This window comes from Falsibacillus pallidus (assembly GCF_050990905.1).
Classification (GTDB): Bacteria; Bacillota; Bacilli; order Bacillales; family DSM-25281; genus Falsibacillus; species Falsibacillus pallidus_A.
The window spans coordinates 1,828,435-1,847,263 of record NZ_CP158866.1 but is presented as its reverse complement, the minus strand read 5'-3'; the positions used below and the strand labels follow the sequence as shown (position 1 = coordinate 1,847,263).

The window sequence follows — 18,829 nt, the reverse complement described above, 5'->3', positions numbered from 1 at the left end:
GGAAATGAAATCTCTTGTTGGGGGTAGATTGAAAATGAAATGGGAATGGATTGGTCTTGGAATGAGCGTAATCTACGGAATATTGAACATAGCTGCATGCTTGGTACAGATGAAAGAGAAGAAAATCCCACTGTGGTCTTCTATCCTGATGGGACTTATTGGTACATTTTTAATAGGGTTCATTTTCTTTTATCATACTTTTTTCGGCATGGCCGCCCTTATTTCCTGCTTAATTGCTTTGCATTTTCTAGCAATGGTAAACGGGTTTCATATGTATGGAAAGATAAATTTGAAACATCATATCATCCGGCTATTAACAGTAGCTGCAATTCTACTAGTCGTGTACTATTTTTAAAGCAAAAAGCTCTCAATGATGAGAGCTTTTCTCCTTATCCTATCAGCAGCTGCAGTCCCTCTTGATTTTAATGCCTTTAATAACCTCGCAGTCAAAAACAATAATGGAACCATCATGTTCAGCATATTGTTCTACAAAGCTTGCACAGCAATTTTTGTCATTAAAACGGATAAAAATCAATCCCTTGATTTCTTGTGATGATTTCAGAAAAATATCTACTTTTGTCCCACTATGAAGATTCTTCAACAAATCACAAACGCAGCCTTTGCATTTTTTCTTTTTATCCTCATGATGATTTTTGTAGCCATCACTGTTTTCATCATCTAGATAAGCAGCCCTGGATTCATCAAAGTAATACTCCTGTTCGCTGTATGACATCAACAAACCTCCTTTCCTTCACAAAATAAGAGAATATTCCCTTTCATTGATAGATTATGTGAGAAAAGTGAAAGTGTTTGGACAAGTCTATTAGAAGATTAAAATGGTATTTACAATAATTTCAAGAAAATACAAAAAAGACGCATTTATAAAATGCGCCTTAAGAACGTGTGTTCGTTTTATGGTACAATCCAAATAGAGCTATAGATCTTCGGCTTCTATAATATTAGTATAGATTATTCTTCATTATAAGTCTATATTTATCAGAAAATTTCCCATATAGTGGTGTTACCGGCTGAGTTTGCAATATCATAAATAAGGAGAACACTATGAAAATACGCTATTGGGATACAAATTTAAAATTGCGGCTGATCGGGGAAGGGTTATTCAACATGCTTTTTTGGATGTACTTCCCCTTCATTACGGTCTACTTCAGCGGGGCTTTTGGAAAAAGCATCGCTGGACTGCTGATGACTGTCCCTCCTCTCTTCAGCCTTTTAGGGAGTTTAATTGGAGGGGCGCTTTCAGACCGCGTGGGACGGAGACCGGTTATGCTGTTCGGAGCTCTATTCCAAACGATTATGTTCGCTTTATTCGCACTGTCGGGATCCCCTTGGATTGACTATATTGCGTTCATCGGCATCGGGATTGGCGGTGCCATCTATCGTCCAGCCAGCCAGTCCATGGTCGCTGATCTCGCACCTCCTAAGGAACTCCGCGAGATCTTTGCCACTTTTACTACTGCGAATAATTTGGGAGCGATTCTTGGGCCTCTTCTTGGCGCCATCTTCTTTTTCCATTACCGCCAGGAGCTGCTGTGGACATGTGCAGCGGTGATGCTTGGCTATTTTATTGCCATCTACTTCATCTTGCATGAATCCATGCCAATTAAAGTAGAGATTCAAGAAAAGCGGCCGATTTCAAGCGAGTTGAAAGATCAATGGAAAGGATATGGAATCATTTTTCGCGATAAAGTATTTTTAGTCTATATCATTGCAGGCATCTTTTCGCTCGTGGCAATTATGCAGCTGGACCTGTATCTACCTGTCTACATCATTAACCACGTTCCAGGACAGGCACTTTTCACTTGGAACCATTGGTCATTCCAAATCAGCAGTACGGAAGTATTTGGGTGGGTTCTCGGATTTAACGGCCTTTTATTTGTTCTGTTCATCCTCCCTGTCACCAAATGGTTCGGCCATTGGAAGGAGCGAAATGTATTCATCCTCTCTTCCTTGATGGCAGGCGGCGGAACATTTCTCGTAGGGCTGAATTCAAATATCTGGTACTTATTTTTCGTGACCATCATCTTTACTTTCGGGGAAATGGTACGTTCCCCAGTCACCCAAAGCTTCATCAGCCGCTATGCACCTGAGAATGCCCGCGGACAGTATATGGGCGCCGACAGCTTACAGTACACAATCGGCAAATTTTTAGCTCCCATCACCGTGTTCCTTTCCAGCTGGATTGCGCCAATGGGAATCTTCACGATCATACTCGGCTTTTCACTTGTCAGCATTGTGTTTTATCATTTGCTCTTTCGTTTACTTAAGGAACATCAAACAGCCGCTTAGATTAAGCTTAGGGAAGCATCCCTAAGCTTTTTCTTATGGAGGAAACCTTTTGTAAGAATTTGTTTGCCACTTGTAAGAAATCCGTAAGCAGGTGTTCTTATAATACATATAACATTTAAGCTGGGGACGGAATTTGAACTATATATTAAAAATTTAGAAGGAGAGAAAATATGTCATTTGAAAAACTGATAGATGCCTTTCTTTTTAAATTTTCCCGCTTCTTACCCATCCTGGCAGCCGCTCCAATTCTGTTGGTTATAATGGATTTCCTTAAATTCCATTACCACTTGAGCATAACCACTTCCTTTTTACCATTTAACTTTGGGTGGTCGGTCCTCTTCTTTGCGAGTCATTCTCCATACCGAGAAGAAGGATGAGTTTGAATGTAGATAGCGATAGAAGACCTCTTTAATTTGCATGATTGAATTCTATGTAAAACGGATGGGTGCTTTCATCCTTATTCTTCAAACCAAGTTACAACACGATTTTCAAAATCCTCTTCTTTCCAAGCAATAACAGCATCTAATTCTCCTTTTCTCTGGATCAAATCCTGAAAGAACATATCTGCGAGAAAATAGCCAAGGCGATCATAACCAAACGTCTTTCCCCCTCTGATCGAGAACCATTCAGGAAACAAGTTTGAGGAAGATTCTTTCTTGTAATCTCTGGAAAACCTATTTTTTATCATTTCCTTGCTTGATTCAGCAAAAGCTAGCCAGTCCTCCCCTTCGTCATTAAAATGAAAATAAACGGAAGGATTTAGTCCAGCTGCAATGGTCCTTGAAAAATGAATAGCGGCACCTTCTTGAATCAGCCAAGTAAGAGGACTGGTCCATTGCAGTTCTCTCCAATTCATTCCCGCTTGATCTGAAAGAATGTTATGGGCTGCATGACCAAATTCGTGGGCGGCAATCACTTTCAGATGTTCAGCTTCTGAAGAGAGCCTTTCCAGCGCAAACGAAATGTTAGGGATCACTTGGCGGTAGGTATAAGCATTCGAACCAAATCCGCCAACAATTAAATTGACATCAATAGGAAAATGAACCCCATAGATTTTCTTGTATGCTGCCACCACATCCTCGATAACGGGGACAATCACTTGGTGCCCCTCCCTGATGGACTCCATATGATGGGGATACTTCTCTATGGCAGCTAGCAGCCTTTCATCGGTATTTTGACAATGGTAAGAAAAGTATTCATGAAAAATATCAGGATATCGAGAATGATAATTTCCAATAAAGCCCAATGAAGGTTCATAGTTTTCAAGGAAATACGGCACAGTATCAATGATTTTCATATTTTTCCTCCTCTTTCGTGAGCAATCGCTAAAATTTCCTCCATCGCTCTATTACCTTCTTGACTATCTCTTATTGCAAATAAGTAGTCAGCTTCTCCTTCAATAGGAGCTTCTGCCTCCTGACTTTGCAGCAATTGTTTAAAGGTAATGCTGTCATTCCTAAAAATGTTTGTACTTCTTTTACTCGCTGACACCCTTTCCTTTAAAACTTCTACAGGCAAATCAAAGTGAATCAGAATCCGGATGAAATTTTGTTCATCAAACAACTCTTTAAGCAGATATTCTCGATCGTTCCTATTTAAATTGGAGTTGCAGATAATGAAATCGCACTTTGAATGTTCTTTCGCATAATCGACAATAAGTCTGGAAACAGCGTGCTTCAAAGTATTTGCGCCATGTTTTGGTACAAGGGATTGGTAATGAGTTTGTATGAATTGTGCATGGTTGTCTTGATCTATGACAACTCCATTTACCAGTTTCTTTTCCAACGCCTTGGCAAAAGTTGTTTTCCCGCTATGTGTTTTGCCAACCGTAATGATAACCAGTCGCTTCTTCAATTTCGTTCCCCTTCTTCCATTAACGGACATTTGCATATTAAACGAATATTTGGTAAATTTTGATAATATCAGTCTAACATATTTTGCAAATTGAAAATTGCTATTGAGGTGAAAATATTGTCCAACATCGGCCTTCTAACCGTTACTCACGACCCTTCCGGCAAAACTATAAATCTTTTTAAAGCATTACAAAAAGATTTAGAAGAAATTTACTCAGATCTTTTTATTACAATAAGCGACCAATCTTCCAGTGAATTGATTATGCAGATGCAAAATAGCAAGTTTAACGTCAAAATTATTCCTAAACTAGGTGCTGCACAAGCACGCAGAGAGGTGGTCAATTTCGGACTATCAGGTAAAAGCGAGTATTTTCACTACTGCGACTTTGACCGGTTATTGACTTGGGGGAAAACTTACTTAGACGAGTTAAAAACCACTGTTGCGGGAATACCTCACTATGACTATCAGATCCTTGGCCGTACAGAGAGAGCAATGAATACCCACCCTGAGGAATGGATAGAGACAGAGAAAATCACCAATAAAATTTGTTCGTTGGAATTAGGCAAAGAAGTTGATATTACGGCTGGTTCCTGCTCTTTCTCCAGGCGAAGTGCGGAAATAATAATTGAACATTCAAAAGAAAAGATGACGGATGCCGAATGGGCCATGATTGTACATAGAATCGGAAATTCGAGTGTAGAGTATAAGGCGGTCGAAGGGTTGGAATACCATGAAGAAATTAATGGGGTTTCAAGGAAAAACGGCTCTACAGAAGAATGGCTGGGAAGATTGAAATTGAGTTTGATTATTAGCGAGATAGCAATCTATACGGGAAAAACAAGTGCTCAATCGGGATGAATTTCACAAAATGTTGCCCGTAATTATTAGTCTAACTGAAACATTTATGACAGAAATCCGTCTAATGGATAAAAGCGTAAACTTTATACTGGAAAGGATACATAATGTCTCAAAGATATAATTTATGGTCATTTTATTTATGCTTGCTCTCTTTATTGGTTTTAGTAAACTTAATCTACTCTGAGTGGTCGATAGCCCCACCTTACATATATTGGTTCATATCTGTCATATCTTTCATACTCGGATTATTGGGGTTTAAAGATAAAACAAATAGACGATCAAGATTTCGAAGTTGGTTTACAGTTGTTATTTCGCTGATGTTGTCGTTGATCTTCTTTCTTGGAGTCATTCGATTCCTATTTATTTCAGAGGAATTAATTAAAACAGCGGTGTCTCCGGATGAAAACTATAAGGTAGAATTCTATCTGATTAACGGCGGTGCCGCTACATCATTTAGTGTGCTCGGCAAATTAGATGGTCCCTTATGGTTTAAAAAAACGATATATTATCAATCCCCGATGGACCATGTCGATGTAAATTGGGTTGATAACCATACAATTTCAATTAATAATCAGATTTTGAACTTAAAAAATGGCAATCCTTATTCTGATTGAGTTTATTTATGTGGGTTTAAAAAATAGAAAGGATTGATAACAATGGCTGCTATCTTTTCATTGCTAGGGGATATTTTCAGTGCAATAGCAGGTTCCATAATGGGTAAAGAGAAATAAATTGTTTGCTGCTATTCTACTAATAATATATCCAAGGAATCCGCTGAAGCTTTTTCATTTTAGGAAGACCACATAATTAAAAAAGGGGTTGAAATAATGGATTTAGGTCTAAAATTTGATGAAGTAAGATTAGTTGAATATACTTCAGAATGGATTGAAGAGTTTATTAGGGTAAAAAAAGAAATTATTGAAAATACTTGTCTTGAAGATATTCGTATAGAACACATTGGAAGTACAGCAATTACGGGTATGGCGGCAAAGCCTATTTTGGATATTTTGGTAGGGGTTGACGATTTACAAAATTCTGATGAAACAATATTCAAAAGTCTAAAGAAGATTGGTTTTTTAAGGTTGAGAGTAGAAAGACCTGGAGAAGTCGTATTTGCCAAATTCACTGATAACACTTATCAAGAAAAAACGCATTATATTCATTTAGTGGAATATAAAAAGGAACTTTGGAATAATCTAACCTTCTTCAGGGATTACCTCAATACAAATGAAACAGCAAGAAAACAGTATTTAGATATTAAGCTGAACTATGTAAAGACATCCTGTACAGGGATAAACGAATATACTGATTACAAAGAAGAATTTGTTAAAATTATTTTTAATAAAAGAAGGAGTTAATTACTGGCTTAAAGCTATTTAAAATATAAAATAATACACTTGGAATAAAATCCCAAGCGTTTTACTATGCAAACTAAAGACAATACTTATTCATTTTATGAATTGAATTGAATTGCCTTGTATTTAATATTTCATTTTATCTCCCAAAACACACACAGTCACCATTTAGATATATTCATTAAATTAAATTCATCCTATTAAAAATCCCCCAACAGCCCCTGCAAGGACGATCACCCAAGGCGGAAGTTTCCAAAAAACAAGTAGACTGAATAATACAGCGGCGAAAGCAAAATCCGATGGTTTCTGAATCGAACTGGTCCAGATCGGCATGTAGAACGCTGCAATGAGTATCCCTACAACTGCCGCATTCACACCTGCCAGTGAACCGCGGATTTTCGGATTCTTTCTCAATGCATCCCAAAATGGCAATGCTCCGAATATCAATAAAAAGGCTGGCAGGAAGATTGCGGCTGTGGCAATGAGTCCCCCCTTCCACCCACTGATCACCGCACCTAAATAAGCGGCAAATGTGAACAGAGGCCCTGGTACTGCCTGCGCTGCACCGTATCCTGCTAGAAAGTCCGACTTCTCCACCCATCCATTAGGAACTACTTCCCTTTCCAATAACGGAAGCACCACATGCCCACCGCCAAATACGAGGGATCCAGAACGGTAAAAACTATCGAACATTGCGACTGCTTTTGAATCTGAAGCTTCCCTTGCAAGTGGCAGGAGCACAAGGAGCGACAGGAACAGACTCAGACAAATTGCGCCAAACTTTCGGGAAAGAGGGATCCTCAATATGGAGTCTCCTTCTGATAAATCATTATTTTTCAACAACATATATCCGATCACTGCAGAAAAAAGAATGATTCCAACCTGTGTAAAGGATGCTGGTATAAGCAATGTGATGACAAGGGCCAGTAATGCAATGGCTTTTCGCGTTAAATCCGGGGCTAATTTTGTGGACATTCCCATGATGGCCTGGGCTACGACCGCCACAGCGACGATCTTCAAGCCATGTATCCATCCGGCGTCCCCAACTTCCCACCCATTCAGCAGCAAAGCAAAAAGAATTAAAGCAATCACAGATGGTAGAGTGAATCCGAGGAATGCTGTGAATCCACCCAGCACACCCGCTCTCATTACTCCAATTCCGATGCCTACCTGACTGCTCGCCGGACCAGGGAGAAATTGGCACAGCGCCACTAAATCCGCATAGCTTTTTTCATCCAGCCACTTCCGCCGGCGTATGTATTCATTGTGAAAATACCCTAAGTGAGCAATTGGACCGCCGAAAGAGGTCAATCCCAATTTTAATGAAACTAAAAATAGTTCGAGCAGCCTGCCAAAAGATTTTTCATTATTTTTCATGAATGCTATTCATCCTTTAATGTAATTTGAAACGTTATAATAACATTATTACTAGTATTGAAGAATAAGGGAAGATTGGCAGCTATTTTTTTACATTGTTTTTACATAGAGCGAGAAGTAAGCCAAAGAATCGAAACAATAATCAGCGTCACAAGAGAAATGATTCGCTTCATCCTCTTCTCGTCTTGTGAATCGAGCCAATCCGATAACCTTTCTATTCTCCGTTCCCACTTATGCCCTTTTTCTACTAATCTCAACAAAATAAATGGCAATGCCGCCAAAACCACTACGACAATGCCAAGTAACCACAATAATTCCTTTGCGAACATGAATATCACCTTTGCTAAATATATTCGATGCTATTAATTTAGCAAATGGACGGACCGTTGTATGCAGGGATATCGTGGAATTTAGAAAGACTTACTCAATCACAGAGGAAACTGGCATATGTAAAATAAACTGCTCCCCTTTACGTCCTTGGAATCTTCCGCCCCTGTCTTCGAATCCTGCTTTTAAATAAAGAGCTTTAGCCGGATGATTGCCATGATTCACACCAAGTACGACTTGTTTTTTATCCGGGAAATGTTTACGGACAAATGCTGGGAGCCTCTTCATGGACTCCTTTGCAATACCCTTTCCTTGAAAAGAAGAATCGATGGAATAAGCCCTTAATAAAAGTGCATGTGGATCATCTGTATACGTTTTTGGCCCCTCTCCTTCATGCAGCACAAAGAACCCAGCCGGCTTTCCGTTGAACAATATTACAATGGGGTGGCGATCCACCTCCGTTTCGCACTTCTCCAACGCCCCCATCGGCATAGCGGTGAATTCTCTTTGTTTTGTGTCCAAATTATAGTTTTGTAGAAATTGTATGTACTCCGGCTTCAAAAAATCTAATTCCACCATAATGGCGCCTCCACACTTATTTATTTTTCATCATATTTATGTAAAAATTAGCTCCTGCTTCATCAACCCAACAGAATTGTCCTGACCCAACCAATTTCTCCAATTCACCAAGGGAACACCAGTGGATATCTGCTGTATCATCTCCATTTTCCAAAAGGCTGCCTTTAGCGGTGCAGCGAAAGTAGACACCCATGGAATCTACAGGTCCTTTCAGAGTTTGATAGACAGCAAAAGGCTTTACACATTCCACTTTACTATGATCGGATGATGAAGAGTAAGTGATGTCAAGTTCATCTAAGAACGCGTCAATTTCCAGTCCTGTTTCTTCCATCACTTCTCTTTTCAACCCATTAATCATCGACTCAAATTCTTCCAGCCTTCCTCCAGGAAACTCATATGGGGTGCTTCCTTCGTAGCTTTTCATTCTTCGCTGTATCAATACTTTCTCCACGTCCGCTTCTTTTCTTACAATGATTGCCCGTACATTCACAAACATAATACTACCCCCTATGAATTTTTCACTTTAACTTAACCGCTTCTCAAAATAAAACTGTTTAAAGCCCTTCGGATGATCTTCCACCACACCGAACTCTTGAAAGCCTAATTTCCGGTAAAATCCTGGAGCCTGGAAGCTGAACGTGTCCACGACCATCAATCGGCATTTTTTCTCCCTTGCCCATTGCTCCATTTCTGTCATCAATTTAGTTCCGTAGCCATCTTTTCGCACCGATTCATCCACCCAAAGAAAATCCACATGAAGATGCTGCCAGAACATCGTCCCTGTCACGCCGCCGACAATCTGTTCATTTTCATCGCGTACAACAAAGCTTACATTGTCCACTGGTGACTTCACATCATCCGGCAGCGATGACATATTATGTTCAATCACTTTTTTTCTAATAAACTCACTGTCTTCTTTAATCCACTGCTTCTCAATCTTCATTAATTCCTCTCCCTTCTTTAAGTTAATCCCGAAAATTCAGATATTCATTATAACAATATTTTCTAATGCCGACTATCAAACTCAGTGAAAACAGGCATAAAAAAGAGGATGACTCAAAAGGAAGATTCCTCTTTCTCCATCCCTTTATTGATTAAAAAATATTCTGCAGCCCCCACATGATAATGGCGACAATGGGAACAAGAAAAACCCAAGGTGCTGCATTTGGCTGCTTATTTCTCTGCTGTTTTTCTATCTGATCTAACCGCTTCAAAATCTCATCCAGTTTTTCTTCCACATTGCCCTGCTGATATTTTGTTTCTTCCATCTTTAGATTCTCCTCCTTTGAAATGTTAATCATGTGATTTCCCCTTTACTCATTATGGTGTATACAAATACTCTATTTCCTGATCCATCTTAGATACAAAATCTTGAGGGTTGATGTCCAATTCGTCCGTCACATAAACCCATAACTTGATGTCCTTTGTTAAACTATCATTAATGGACCTTGTAACCTGAATCATTTTGGCGTATTCCCCGAAAGTTTTAACACCAGTGACTTTTGAGTCTTCTGGTTGAACAACTAAAATAAATGGGCCATTATCATTTTCCTTCGTCGCATTTTCATCCGCACTTATTAGGGTAGCGGAGCCCGTATCAATGGCCTTTATCCACTCCAATTTTCCAGAATCATTTTTTAAAATAATGACGTCGGTTCCCTTGGTCGTATTGTAATTGAGCACAAATAAATAGTCGCCTTTTAATTCATAATCCAGGATTTCTTCTTGCTTTACATATCCGTTTTTCGACATTATCTCCTGCATTTCGGATACTAATGAGGTGCCTTCCTCAACAGGCTTTTCCGGAGAATCATTCACTCGTGATTCTACAGCCTTTACATTTGAAGTGTTATCGTCTGAAGCTTTATCGTTGTTATTTGAGCACCCAAAAAGAAGAAGTGAAGAAAAAATAATAACCATGAACTTTTTCACATATCATCCCTCCATAGCAGTATAGGTCTATTTACGGGATGAACCGAGAAAAGTTTCATTTTTTCCCATTTTATTAAGGGCAATCCTTAATTCTTCCCTGCCCTAATGTATGACTCATAAAATGATTGATAGTAATCCACTTGATTCTGCATCATCATATACGCTTCGTGCAGGTAAGATTCCGCCCGTCCTCTTGTAATGGTGGGATCATTTTTCACCTTCAACAAAGCCGTTTCAATTTCAATATTATTCTCAACGGCCATTTTTAAGTATTCTTTTGTTTCTTTGGTGTACTTCTCCCTGAACGCCAATTCCAGCAGCAAAGTCCTTGCCCTTTGATTGAATGTCAGATAATCAGTCATCTGCCTATCATCCATCTTGACCGTTTTCTTTGAAGAAAGCCCCTCCTCATCAAAAATATCCAGGATATATTCCGTCCGATTAGCTGTTAGATCCTCGGATTCTGCAGGATTTTTTGCATAAAAGTGATGAAGTGACTGCAGGTCCATTGTTACTCCTTCTGCCATTTTGATATCTGGCGTGAATTCAATGGATTTTTTCACGCTTATGAATGAATAAGGATACTGCCAATTGAAGAACAGGAAGATGGCAACTAAAAAAACAAAAACCCCTGCTGCAATCCATTTTCGTTTGTTCAATCAGAGACCTCCTTCCCTCGAAGTCATTTTAATGGTAGTGGGAAAATATTCTAAATATCCCTTATCATAACCATACCATATCTCACCAAGTGTATTTACCAAAAAAAACACATCTCCAATTAAGATGTGTTTTTGAAAAAGCATTTTATTTTTTTACGAAGACTAATTCTTTCATAGCCGTGCTCAAGTTTGAACGTACCATAATAGATTTAAAATCAAGCCCCAGCTGCACCACGGTTTGGGCGATTTCTGGACGAATGCCGGTAATAACGGCTTGGACACCTAACAGCTTCAATGAATCGATCACTTTAAAAATCTGGTCCGCTACCATTGTATCGATGATTGGAACACCTGATAGATCAAGGATCAGATGGCTTAGCTGAAGCCTGCTGGCATGATTCAGCGTTTCTTCCATCAAGAGGGCAGCACGCTCTGTATCGATGGTGCCAATCAGCGGCAGGATGGCGATTTCCTTCGTCAAAGGAACGACTGGAACAGACAATTCCAAGAATGAATGCTTGGCCGATTCGAGCATGACTTTATAGAAATGGATGTAGGTAAGGCTGAAACAGTAAACAGCTTTATCCATCAGGGGATCGATGATATCGAGCACTTTGAATGCTTGATCAAGAGAGAGGGATTGCGCCTCCACTTCATCCTTGATGGCATCTCGGATGAACATCCGATAATACGTTGTATCTTTCAAGGCTTCGTCCAAAGGAACACCAAGCTTATAGACAAATTCACCAGTCTGCTCGCCCCAGTTGAAAAGATCGATATACGCTCTTTCCAGTTCAGCATCCCCTTGAAGCGCTTCCCCAAAGATTGTGACAAAATTAGCGCGTACTTCAATCATTTCCTTCTCCGTTAACGGAAAATTCTTTAATTGATCCGGTGTTAAATGGGACGTCCGTTCACGGTGAACCCTTTTCGCTATTTCATATTTTTGTTCTAAAATCCTACTGCCTATTAACTTCAGTTCCTTTTCCATCGCTGCTCCTCCATAATACCCACATGGTATCCTATTAATAGATTCATATTACCATAACTTTCTAAAAAACAGCAAAAAATGCACAAAAAAACCGAGCGGCGTCACTAAAGTGACAGGCACCGCCCGGTTTTTGGCGAATTATGTCGAGTGATGATCACCCGGCCTAATCTATTATTTTATCTTTTCAGTACGAATGTAGACAGCGCAGGCACCAATACTTTGTTGCCGTGGATGACTTTAATGGTTTTCACCCCTGCTTGCTGGCCGTCCACCAGCAGATGCCACGCTGCATTCTGTGGAAGTGACACCACTTGCCCTTCTTCATTTGCATTATGAATCACCACAATTTCTTTTGCTTTATCATGAAGTGCTTTCGCATCAAGGGAATAAGCCACCACACGATCAGGTGCGTCCATGAAGTGAAGATTCTTCTCGATGGCCGCAGCCGTCGTCATGCGGAACGATTGATAGTGCTTTCTCAATTCAATCAATCCTCTGACGTAGTCCACTTCCGAATGGAATTCTGCCGCCCTGTTCCAATCCAATTGATTCACAGAATCAGGAGATTGATAGCTGTTATGGTCACCGTATTTCGTCCTCATGAATTCCTGGCCTGCGTGAATAAAAGGAATGCCCTCAGAAGTCAATAGAATAGAAGAAGCTAATTTATGCATTTGCTTCAATGTTTCCGTATCTGCTTCAGGATTTGTCAGCTGCAGCTTATCCCAAAGGGTCAAATTATCATGTGCTTCTGCATAATTGATCACCTGTTCCGGATCACGGTAAGTCGCCATAGTATCAGGATAGTGGATTCCGCCTTCAATCCCCTGTTTCAAGATTTCCTCCACGCCTGTTTTTCCGTTGACGAATCCTTTGTCCTTATCATCGAAGACGCTTCCTTTAATCGCATCGCGAATGCTGTCATTGAAATGCGCCACTCCCGGCATGTCTTCGGCGTTCTTTTGATCAGCTTTTAGCTCCGGATCCAACGGAGTATTCAAATCCCATCCTTCTCCAAGAACAATGATACTCGGATCGATTTTATTTAATGCATGGCGCACCTCATTCATGGTCTCCGTATCATGGATTCCCATCAAATCGAAGCGGAACCCGTCCATATGATATTCCTTCGCCCAATACGAAACAGAATCCACAATGAATTTCCTCATCATTTTTCTCTCGGATGCCGTGTCATTTCCGACACCTGTTCCGTTGGCAAACGTCCCATCGTCATTGAAGCGGAAATAATACCCTGGTACAAGCTTTTGGAAATTAGATTGATTGGCATTGAATACATGATTGTACACAACATCCATGATCACTCGCAGCTGATTGTCATGGAGGGCTTGAATCATAGTTTTCAAATCTGAGATTCTTTTATATGGATCTGCAGGATCAGTGGAATACGATCCTTCCGGCACATTATAGTTCTTCGGGTCATAGCCCCAATTGTACTGCGGCTGATCCAGCTTCGTTTCGTCCAAGCTATTGTAATCAAAGATCGGAAGGAACTGAACATGAGTGACGCCTAACTTTTTGATATAGGAGAGACCTGTGGCATTCCCCTCTGTTCCCTTTGTATTTTTTTCTGTCATGCCCAGGAACTTCCCTTTTTGCTCAATCCCGCTGTCTGGAGAAATGGATAAGTCTCTGACGTGGGCTTCATAGATGATTGCATCCTCCGGGTTTTCGAGCTTCGCTTCATGGTTGTTCCAATGCTTCGGATTCGTTTTATCCAAATTCACAACGACGCCTCGATCGCCATTTATAGTCGCAGCACGCACATATGGATCGACGGCTTCTGTCCAAACTCCGCCGATTTTTACTTTATAGGTGTAGACAAGGCCATTCTGATCTCCATTAAGCTGGGCCGTCCAAGTGCCTTTTTTCCCTTTTTCCATCGGGATTTCAGTTGATTCATTCGACGCCGCGTCTTTATAAACCACTAAGTGTGCTTCAGATGCTGTTGGAGCCCATAGGGTAAAATCGGTTTTATTTTTTTGATAGTGGTTCCCGAGCCAGCCATCGTAATAAAATTGGTCATCAAACTCTTTAGAGCGGATGACTTTTCCCAGCACAACCTCTTTTTCCCCATACCCATCCATTGTAATTTTATAAGATTTGGAGAGATCGAGATTTTCTTTCGTGAAAATATTGACCTTATTGAGAAGATCCCCATCTTCAGCATTATATGGAGTGATTTTCTCGATTTCTGCTCCATCCAGCTTAATGCTATCGGCAGAATCCTTAAGAGAAAATGGAACATTGGTTTCCAGCGTTATTTGATTGAATCCATCTATAGAGGCTTGAGTGATGATCGGATTCAAGTCCACAAAACCTGGATCCTGATATACACTCTCCTGTCCTTGGACCAGCCAAACCTCTGCAGTCCCATCTTCATTGAAGCGTGTGATGAATCGGTCATGGTCGATATCTTTGGCAGACCAATCGTTGCCATCAACACTTTTTCGAACGATGAAGCCCAGCTTTTGAATGCCGTCAGCATCATCCAAATCAAACTCTGCTACTTTTCCGAAACTGTCTTCACCAGTAAAATCGACGCGCTGCCCTTCATGGTCAGGATTCCACATCCAAAGGTTCCAACCATCATACTTCTGATCGTACCGATGGTAATGCAGCTTTACTTTCACATGATCATAACTCGGCAAATCCCTGTACTCTCCATCAGGCGGTGAAGTGTACGTCTTTTCATCACCTGCTTTGACCCAGACCTCCCCTATTCCACTCGAAGTGTCGATCCAACGGTCTCCGCCATCCTTGTCCCAGCTGTCAGTACGGACAATGAAGCCAACTTTGTGATGAATCCCGCTGAGATCCACCTCTGCAGTCTTACCGAATGAATCTTCTCCAGTAAATTCATACCTGGCACCGTCCCCATTTTCTGGCCAGACCCATAGATTCCAGTCCCTTTGGTTATCAGACGATTCTTGATAATGAATGATCACTTTTGTTGTACTTTCTTGTGCAATCGTTTGCATTTGAGGGTTCAAAAAAGTTCCCAGCACCATGATGCACAAAGCAATGGTTGAAAACGACAATTTCAATACTTTATTCCCCATCCTTTTTCCTCCTTTAATTCGTTTCTCTACCATTTTACCAAACTTAAGAAAGCGTTATCATAAATCAAAATACCCATAATTCGGAAAGGATTATGGGTATTCTTATTTAATATTCATTCTTTACACCTATAGCTTCACTGAAGATGCATCTATTATCATTTTCACTAAATCCATCGGTTTATCCAGCATAATTAAATGATCGGTTTCTTCCATTTCAATAGCATAACCATTGTTGAGAGTGTAAAAAGCATTCGCTTTCACCCGTTTAAACCTTCGCATTTCTTCGTCTTCATTCAAACTATGGGCGATCAGCAGGACGCTTGGAACCGTTAATCGATTTTCTTCCGCTAACGGATCGAACTCCCACGCTGCCTTCATACAAGCCAACTGAGTTTCATCTTTTGCTTTGAATTTTACTTTCCCATCTTCTTTCAAAAAGACCTGATCCCTTACAGCCTTTTCAATTTCCTGATTCCAAAATTGTGGATTGTCCGATTTCATAAATTCATAGAAACTATCAAGGTCTTTCAATGCTTCCGCCGGGAATTCACCATTTTCAATCATTTCCCAATTCAATCCGGGGGTTTCTGCGATTGGATAGTAGCCATCATCCAATAAAACGACTCGATCAACATAATCAGGATAGAGACTCGCATATTTAACGACTAATCCTGCACCCCATGAGCTTCCAACCATAATGGGCCGCTCCACTTCCATTTCTTTCAAAAGGGCGTTCAATTGCTGTGCTAAAGAATGATAATCATAGGCATCAGTCGGATCAGATTCACCGTGCCCAGGCAGATCCGGTGCAATCAACTGAAATCCCTCCATATACTTCGCAGCGGAACTCCAGATCTCCCCTGTCCAACCGAGTCCATGAATGAATACAACGGTATCTGCTTCTTTTTCCAAAGGACTCTCTCTCACAAAATGGTTCGTTCCCTCTATCTTAATGGTTTTGCAGTTCCACATGTGTATTCCTCCTTCTGGCATAAGTTTGGTAGGCGCCGATACCCCAAAGGACAGCTTCGAACAAAGCAATGAGGATCGGAATCATCCCGTCCCAGAAACCAACTGAGTTGAACTTATAGATTAAGATTTGACCCATCGCTTCTTTAAACGCAAACACTGCTCCTGGAATGGTATACATACAATAAATGAAAATCGCAATCACGAGGCCCATCACATACATCCAGCCATAGTTTTTAGCGAAATTTTTCTCTGATGAAGATAAATGTTCATAGTTCTCTTTATGTTTTTTTGAAACCGGACGCAGTAAAAATGATAGGGCATCCCCAGTCAGATCCGCAGCATTCAATCGTGTGACAATGACATAATAGACATCTGTCCTGACAAATATCAAGAACTGCCATAATAGTTTATACGTTTGAATGAGCATGATCATTTTACAGGTGCCGAAAAGAAATTCGTTTCCTGATGCCCTTTCCGAAATGATGATCACTCCACTCAAAATGACTGCATCCATGATCATCCCTGCCAGCAATGGAATATATCTGTTCTTCTTAGGAAGCGACCAGAGCCCGTTCATGTCAGCCTCTACCACCACCCAAAACCAGCGGATGCTCAAGTTGAACTTTACCGGCACTCCCTCTTTCGAAGCGGCTATATAATGGCAGGCTTCATGAATGATCGTCAGAACCCACGAGACTAAAAAGAAATACAGCAGGCTTTTCCCGATTGATTCAAATACAAATGCATCCTGATAAATAGGAAAAGACAATCGAGAAGCAAGTCCGATCACGATCGCTGCAGCCGCCAACACACCATAAACCATCAGCGTTGGCTTTCCAAAGAAAATCATCCCGAGCTTCTGGGCCATTTGATTTTCATGTGCAGCCTCTTCAGTCAAAATCTCACCATCCCATTTCGCTATCAGGTTTAAATCTAATAGCGAATCGGCAAAATCAAGGACATCCACTTCAAATCCAAATTCATGAAGAAGCTTGTCCTGGACCTCCTGGATCGTCCTTTCGCCATTCATACAGCGAACGACCTCTGCACCTTCTTCAGGAATTCGGATGAAGATATTCTTTACTGGATCGCCTATCGTGAACTCTTCTCCTTCCGGCTGTACGGATAAATGAGAGGCATCCAGGATGGACTCAAGCGTCAGTTTTCTCATACCATCATTTCCTTTTCCTTAGAAATGGACAGCAGCTCTTGGATATCTACTGGCTCGACCGAAAGGCTTCGTTTATTTCCGCATGTCGGGCATTCAGGAAGCTTGTCCCATTTGTGTTCTTTCGTAATCTCAATCGTCTTCGTATTAAAGATATGGGACGTCGATGCAGGGATTGATGCTTCGTGTCCGCTGATGATTTTAGCCGCTTCTGAGATGATGAACCCGCTGAGCAAGGCCACATGGGGTGCAATCGCTGTGTTCCTTCTTTCAAATGTCTGATTATACAACGCCATCAACTGATGCTGAAAATATGGATCCACCCGTAAAAAATGGATGAGGAAGCAGTCATAGCAGCCGCTCGTGTTCGGAATGATTTTCTCCCAAATGATATTCGTATTGCTGATGCCCCCCTGAAGGAACGGGATATTCAAGGCTGTGCAAGCAGAATTGACCCAACGGGAAGCAATGATGCCCGGCGAATCGATTCCATTGATGACAAGATCGGCATCTTTCAAGACATCCATTAATCCTTCAGCATTCATTACTTTCATATTGACGACTTCCATCTCTATGTCACTATTAAGCTCTTTGATTCGCTGAAGGGCAGCATCTGCCTTTAATTGCCCAATATTATTCTCTGAATATAAAAATTGGCGGTTCAGATTGCTGATATCCACCGTATCATAATCCAACCCGATAATTTTCCCGACGCCAAGTCCTGCCAGGCAAGCTGCATCAAGGCTCGCTCCTCCTAAACCAAGCACCGCTACGGTTGCACCCTTCAATTTCTCCTGGTAGCTCTCACGTTTTGTTATAATATCAGCGTAGTTGGAGAAATAGGTAAGATTGGCACGGTATCTTTCTTTCTGTTCGGGCGTCAAAACGATCTTTGGGTCATCATCCGCATCCTCAAGCAGACCGATTTCATTGAACATTTCAACCGCCTCTAACACTTCTTCCACACTCATATCCAGGATTCCCGCTAATTCTTCGATATTTTTCGTTCCATCAAATTGATCAAGCATATGTAAGGTAAAGTTATCCGGATTATCGATATCAAAAATTTCTCCTTCAAAACCGATGCGAATCGACTCGTCCACGGAAACGATCGGCTTCATGATTTCTTTGAATTTCGGTTTCATCGTTTCTCCTCCTTTTGTGGGAAAAATAAATATTGACCGTGTATACACCTATACACGGCCAATATTTTTCTCTTATCGGTAGTGGCAGATAAGAGGTACTAATTTTTCAACTTTTTTGATTTTGATTTTTTTCATTTCGTACACTCCCTTCTTTTACATATTTGTCAGTTATGTAAGTCATGGAGGACAAATATTTAATTGGCTAAATATTTGTTAAATTGATCA

At 40.7% G+C, this 18,829-nt stretch carries 21 protein-coding genes; 5 read left to right on the top strand and 16 right to left on the bottom strand.

The annotated features are described in order from the left end of the window. The first annotated feature begins 34 nt into the window (after positions 1-34). Positions 35-355, top strand: a complete 321-nt coding sequence (locus tag ABTV07_RS09720) for a hypothetical protein (RefSeq protein WP_433750580.1) — start codon at positions 35-37, stop codon at positions 353-355. Positions 356-397: 42 nt separating this feature from the next. Here ABTV07_RS09720 and ABTV07_RS09715 read toward each other — a convergent pair whose 3' ends face one another. Next, on the bottom strand, positions 398-733 hold the full coding sequence (locus ABTV07_RS09715; protein ID WP_433750578.1) for a hydrolase: 336 nt from the start codon (positions 731-733) through the stop codon (positions 398-400). 329 nt (positions 734-1,062) lie between these two features. On the opposite strand from ABTV07_RS09715, the gene ABTV07_RS09710 reads away from it, so the two are divergent. Continuing rightward, the gene (locus tag ABTV07_RS09710; RefSeq protein WP_433750575.1) at positions 1,063-2,307 is read left to right on the top strand and encodes an MDR family MFS transporter; all 1,245 of its coding nucleotides are present in this window, start codon (positions 1,063-1,065) and stop codon (positions 2,305-2,307) included. A 457-nt stretch (positions 2,308-2,764) separates the two neighbouring features. Here the strand turns inward: ABTV07_RS09710 and ABTV07_RS09705 are convergent, their stop codons facing one another. Together ABTV07_RS09705 and ABTV07_RS09700 are read right to left on the bottom strand one after the other, a co-directional pair. After that, entirely contained in the window at positions 2,765-3,604 is an 840-nt protein-coding gene (locus tag ABTV07_RS09705; RefSeq protein ID WP_433750572.1) for a hypothetical protein, read from the bottom strand. Then, positions 3,601-4,161 carry an ATP-binding protein gene (locus ABTV07_RS09700; RefSeq protein ID WP_433750569.1) on the bottom strand — a complete coding sequence of 187 codons (561 nt, stop codon included), beginning with the start codon at positions 4,159-4,161 and terminating at the stop codon, positions 3,601-3,603. The genes ABTV07_RS09705 and ABTV07_RS09700 overlap by 4 nt, the downstream gene beginning before the upstream one ends. A gap of 117 nt (positions 4,162-4,278) precedes the next feature. Between ABTV07_RS09700 and ABTV07_RS09695 the strand changes: the two genes are divergently transcribed. The 3 genes from ABTV07_RS09695 (at position 4,279) to ABTV07_RS09685 (ending at position 6,377) form a co-directional block, all read left to right on the top strand. Continuing rightward, a complete protein-coding gene (locus ABTV07_RS09695) occupies positions 4,279-5,019 on the top strand; it encodes a hypothetical protein (protein WP_433750567.1) in 741 nt (246 codons plus the stop codon). Positions 5,020-5,336: 317 nt separating this feature from the next. After that, positions 5,337-5,633 (top strand): DUF5412 family protein, encoded by a 297-nt coding sequence (locus ABTV07_RS09690; RefSeq protein WP_433750564.1) that lies wholly within the window; start codon positions 5,337-5,339, stop codon positions 5,631-5,633. 213 nt (positions 5,634-5,846) lie between these two features. Next, positions 5,847-6,377 (top strand): GrpB family protein, encoded by a 531-nt coding sequence (locus ABTV07_RS09685; RefSeq protein ID WP_433750562.1) that lies wholly within the window; start codon positions 5,847-5,849, stop codon positions 6,375-6,377. A 189-nt stretch (positions 6,378-6,566) separates the two neighbouring features. Here ABTV07_RS09685 and ABTV07_RS09680 read toward each other — a convergent pair whose 3' ends face one another. The 13 genes from ABTV07_RS09680 to ABTV07_RS09620 form a co-directional block, all read right to left on the bottom strand. Further along, entirely contained in the window at positions 6,567-7,751 is a 1,185-nt protein-coding gene (locus tag ABTV07_RS09680) for a chromate transporter (protein WP_433750559.1), read from the bottom strand. 101 nt (positions 7,752-7,852) lie between these two features. Next, positions 7,853-8,080, bottom strand: a complete 228-nt coding sequence (locus ABTV07_RS09675; RefSeq protein WP_433750556.1) for a hypothetical protein — start codon at positions 8,078-8,080, stop codon at positions 7,853-7,855. 91 nt (positions 8,081-8,171) lie between these two features. Then, positions 8,172-8,657 (bottom strand): GNAT family N-acetyltransferase, encoded by a 486-nt coding sequence (locus ABTV07_RS09670; RefSeq protein WP_433750553.1) that lies wholly within the window; start codon positions 8,655-8,657, stop codon positions 8,172-8,174. 16 nt (positions 8,658-8,673) lie between these two features. Beyond that, a complete protein-coding gene (locus tag ABTV07_RS09665) occupies positions 8,674-9,153 on the bottom strand; it encodes an NUDIX hydrolase (protein WP_433750550.1) in 480 nt (159 codons plus the stop codon). Positions 9,154-9,180: 27 nt separating this feature from the next. Further along, entirely contained in the window at positions 9,181-9,600 is a 420-nt protein-coding gene (locus ABTV07_RS09660) for a GNAT family N-acetyltransferase (protein WP_433750548.1), read from the bottom strand. Between the two features lie 151 nt (positions 9,601-9,751). Next, positions 9,752-9,958 carry a hypothetical protein gene (locus ABTV07_RS09655; protein ID WP_433750545.1) on the bottom strand — a complete coding sequence of 69 codons (207 nt, stop codon included), beginning with the start codon at positions 9,956-9,958 and terminating at the stop codon, positions 9,752-9,754. Positions 9,959-9,977: 19 nt separating this feature from the next. Continuing rightward, the gene (locus ABTV07_RS09650; RefSeq protein WP_433750543.1) at positions 9,978-10,589 is read right to left on the bottom strand and encodes a hypothetical protein; all 612 of its coding nucleotides are present in this window, start codon (positions 10,587-10,589) and stop codon (positions 9,978-9,980) included. Between the two features lie 86 nt (positions 10,590-10,675). Beyond that, entirely contained in the window at positions 10,676-11,248 is a 573-nt protein-coding gene (locus tag ABTV07_RS09645) for a hypothetical protein (protein ID WP_433750540.1), read from the bottom strand. Between the two features lie 145 nt (positions 11,249-11,393). Next, positions 11,394-12,239 carry an STAS domain-containing protein gene (locus ABTV07_RS09640; RefSeq protein ID WP_433750538.1) on the bottom strand — a complete coding sequence of 282 codons (846 nt, stop codon included), beginning with the start codon at positions 12,237-12,239 and terminating at the stop codon, positions 11,394-11,396. Between the two features lie 176 nt (positions 12,240-12,415). Continuing rightward, positions 12,416-15,319, bottom strand: coding sequence for a type I pullulanase (gene pulA, locus ABTV07_RS09635; protein ID WP_433750535.1), 2,904 nt, complete (start codon positions 15,317-15,319; stop codon positions 12,416-12,418). Between the two features lie 126 nt (positions 15,320-15,445). Then, positions 15,446-16,291, bottom strand: a complete 846-nt coding sequence (locus ABTV07_RS09630) for an alpha/beta fold hydrolase (RefSeq protein ID WP_433750533.1) — start codon at positions 16,289-16,291, stop codon at positions 15,446-15,448. Then, a complete protein-coding gene (locus tag ABTV07_RS09625) occupies positions 16,269-17,462 on the bottom strand; it encodes a hypothetical protein (RefSeq protein WP_433750530.1) in 1,194 nt (397 codons plus the stop codon). The genes ABTV07_RS09630 and ABTV07_RS09625 overlap by 23 nt, the downstream gene beginning before the upstream one ends. Beyond that, on the bottom strand, positions 17,459-18,604 hold the full coding sequence (locus tag ABTV07_RS09620) for a HesA/MoeB/ThiF family protein (RefSeq protein ID WP_433750527.1): 1,146 nt from the start codon (positions 18,602-18,604) through the stop codon (positions 17,459-17,461). The genes ABTV07_RS09625 and ABTV07_RS09620 overlap by 4 nt, the downstream gene beginning before the upstream one ends. Positions 18,605-18,829: the final 225 nt, after the last annotated feature.

What these genes read in the sequence shown, in the direction of transcription:
- ABTV07_RS09720 (WP_433750580.1), top strand. Translation starts at nt 35, where the DNA reads ATGAAATGGGAATGGATTGGTCTTGGAATGAGCGTAATCTACGGAATA.
- ABTV07_RS09715 (WP_433750578.1), bottom strand. Translation starts at nt 733, where the DNA reads ATGTCATACAGCGAACAGGAGTATTACTTTGATGAATCCAGGGCTGCT.
- ABTV07_RS09710 (WP_433750575.1), top strand. Translation starts at nt 1,063, where the DNA reads ATGAAAATACGCTATTGGGATACAAATTTAAAATTGCGGCTGATCGGG.
- ABTV07_RS09705 (WP_433750572.1), bottom strand. Translation starts at nt 3,604, where the DNA reads ATGAAAATCATTGATACTGTGCCGTATTTCCTTGAAAACTATGAACCT.
- ABTV07_RS09690 (WP_433750564.1), top strand. Translation starts at nt 5,337, where the DNA reads ATGTTGTCGTTGATCTTCTTTCTTGGAGTCATTCGATTCCTATTTATT.
- ABTV07_RS09685 (WP_433750562.1), top strand. Translation starts at nt 5,847, where the DNA reads ATGGATTTAGGTCTAAAATTTGATGAAGTAAGATTAGTTGAATATACT.
- ABTV07_RS09680 (WP_433750559.1), bottom strand. Translation starts at nt 7,751, where the DNA reads ATGAAAAATAATGAAAAATCTTTTGGCAGGCTGCTCGAACTATTTTTA.
- ABTV07_RS09675 (WP_433750556.1), bottom strand. Translation starts at nt 8,080, where the DNA reads ATGTTCGCAAAGGAATTATTGTGGTTACTTGGCATTGTCGTAGTGGTT.
- ABTV07_RS09670 (WP_433750553.1), bottom strand. Translation starts at nt 8,657, where the DNA reads ATGGTGGAATTAGATTTTTTGAAGCCGGAGTACATACAATTTCTACAA.
- ABTV07_RS09665 (WP_433750550.1), bottom strand. Translation starts at nt 9,153, where the DNA reads ATGTTTGTGAATGTACGGGCAATCATTGTAAGAAAAGAAGCGGACGTG.
- ABTV07_RS09660 (WP_433750548.1), bottom strand. Translation starts at nt 9,600, where the DNA reads ATGAAGATTGAGAAGCAGTGGATTAAAGAAGACAGTGAGTTTATTAGA.
- ABTV07_RS09655 (WP_433750545.1), bottom strand. Translation starts at nt 9,958, where the DNA reads ATGATTAACATTTCAAAGGAGGAGAATCTAAAGATGGAAGAAACAAAA.
- ABTV07_RS09640 (WP_433750538.1), bottom strand. Translation starts at nt 12,239, where the DNA reads ATGGAAAAGGAACTGAAGTTAATAGGCAGTAGGATTTTAGAACAAAAA.
- pulA (WP_433750535.1), bottom strand. Translation starts at nt 15,319, where the DNA reads ATGGGGAATAAAGTATTGAAATTGTCGTTTTCAACCATTGCTTTGTGC.
- ABTV07_RS09630 (WP_433750533.1), bottom strand. Translation starts at nt 16,291, where the DNA reads ATGTGGAACTGCAAAACCATTAAGATAGAGGGAACGAACCATTTTGTG.
- ABTV07_RS09625 (WP_433750530.1), bottom strand. Translation starts at nt 17,462, where the DNA reads ATGAGAAAACTGACGCTTGAGTCCATCCTGGATGCCTCTCATTTATCC.
- ABTV07_RS09620 (WP_433750527.1), bottom strand. Translation starts at nt 18,604, where the DNA reads ATGAAACCGAAATTCAAAGAAATCATGAAGCCGATCGTTTCCGTGGAC.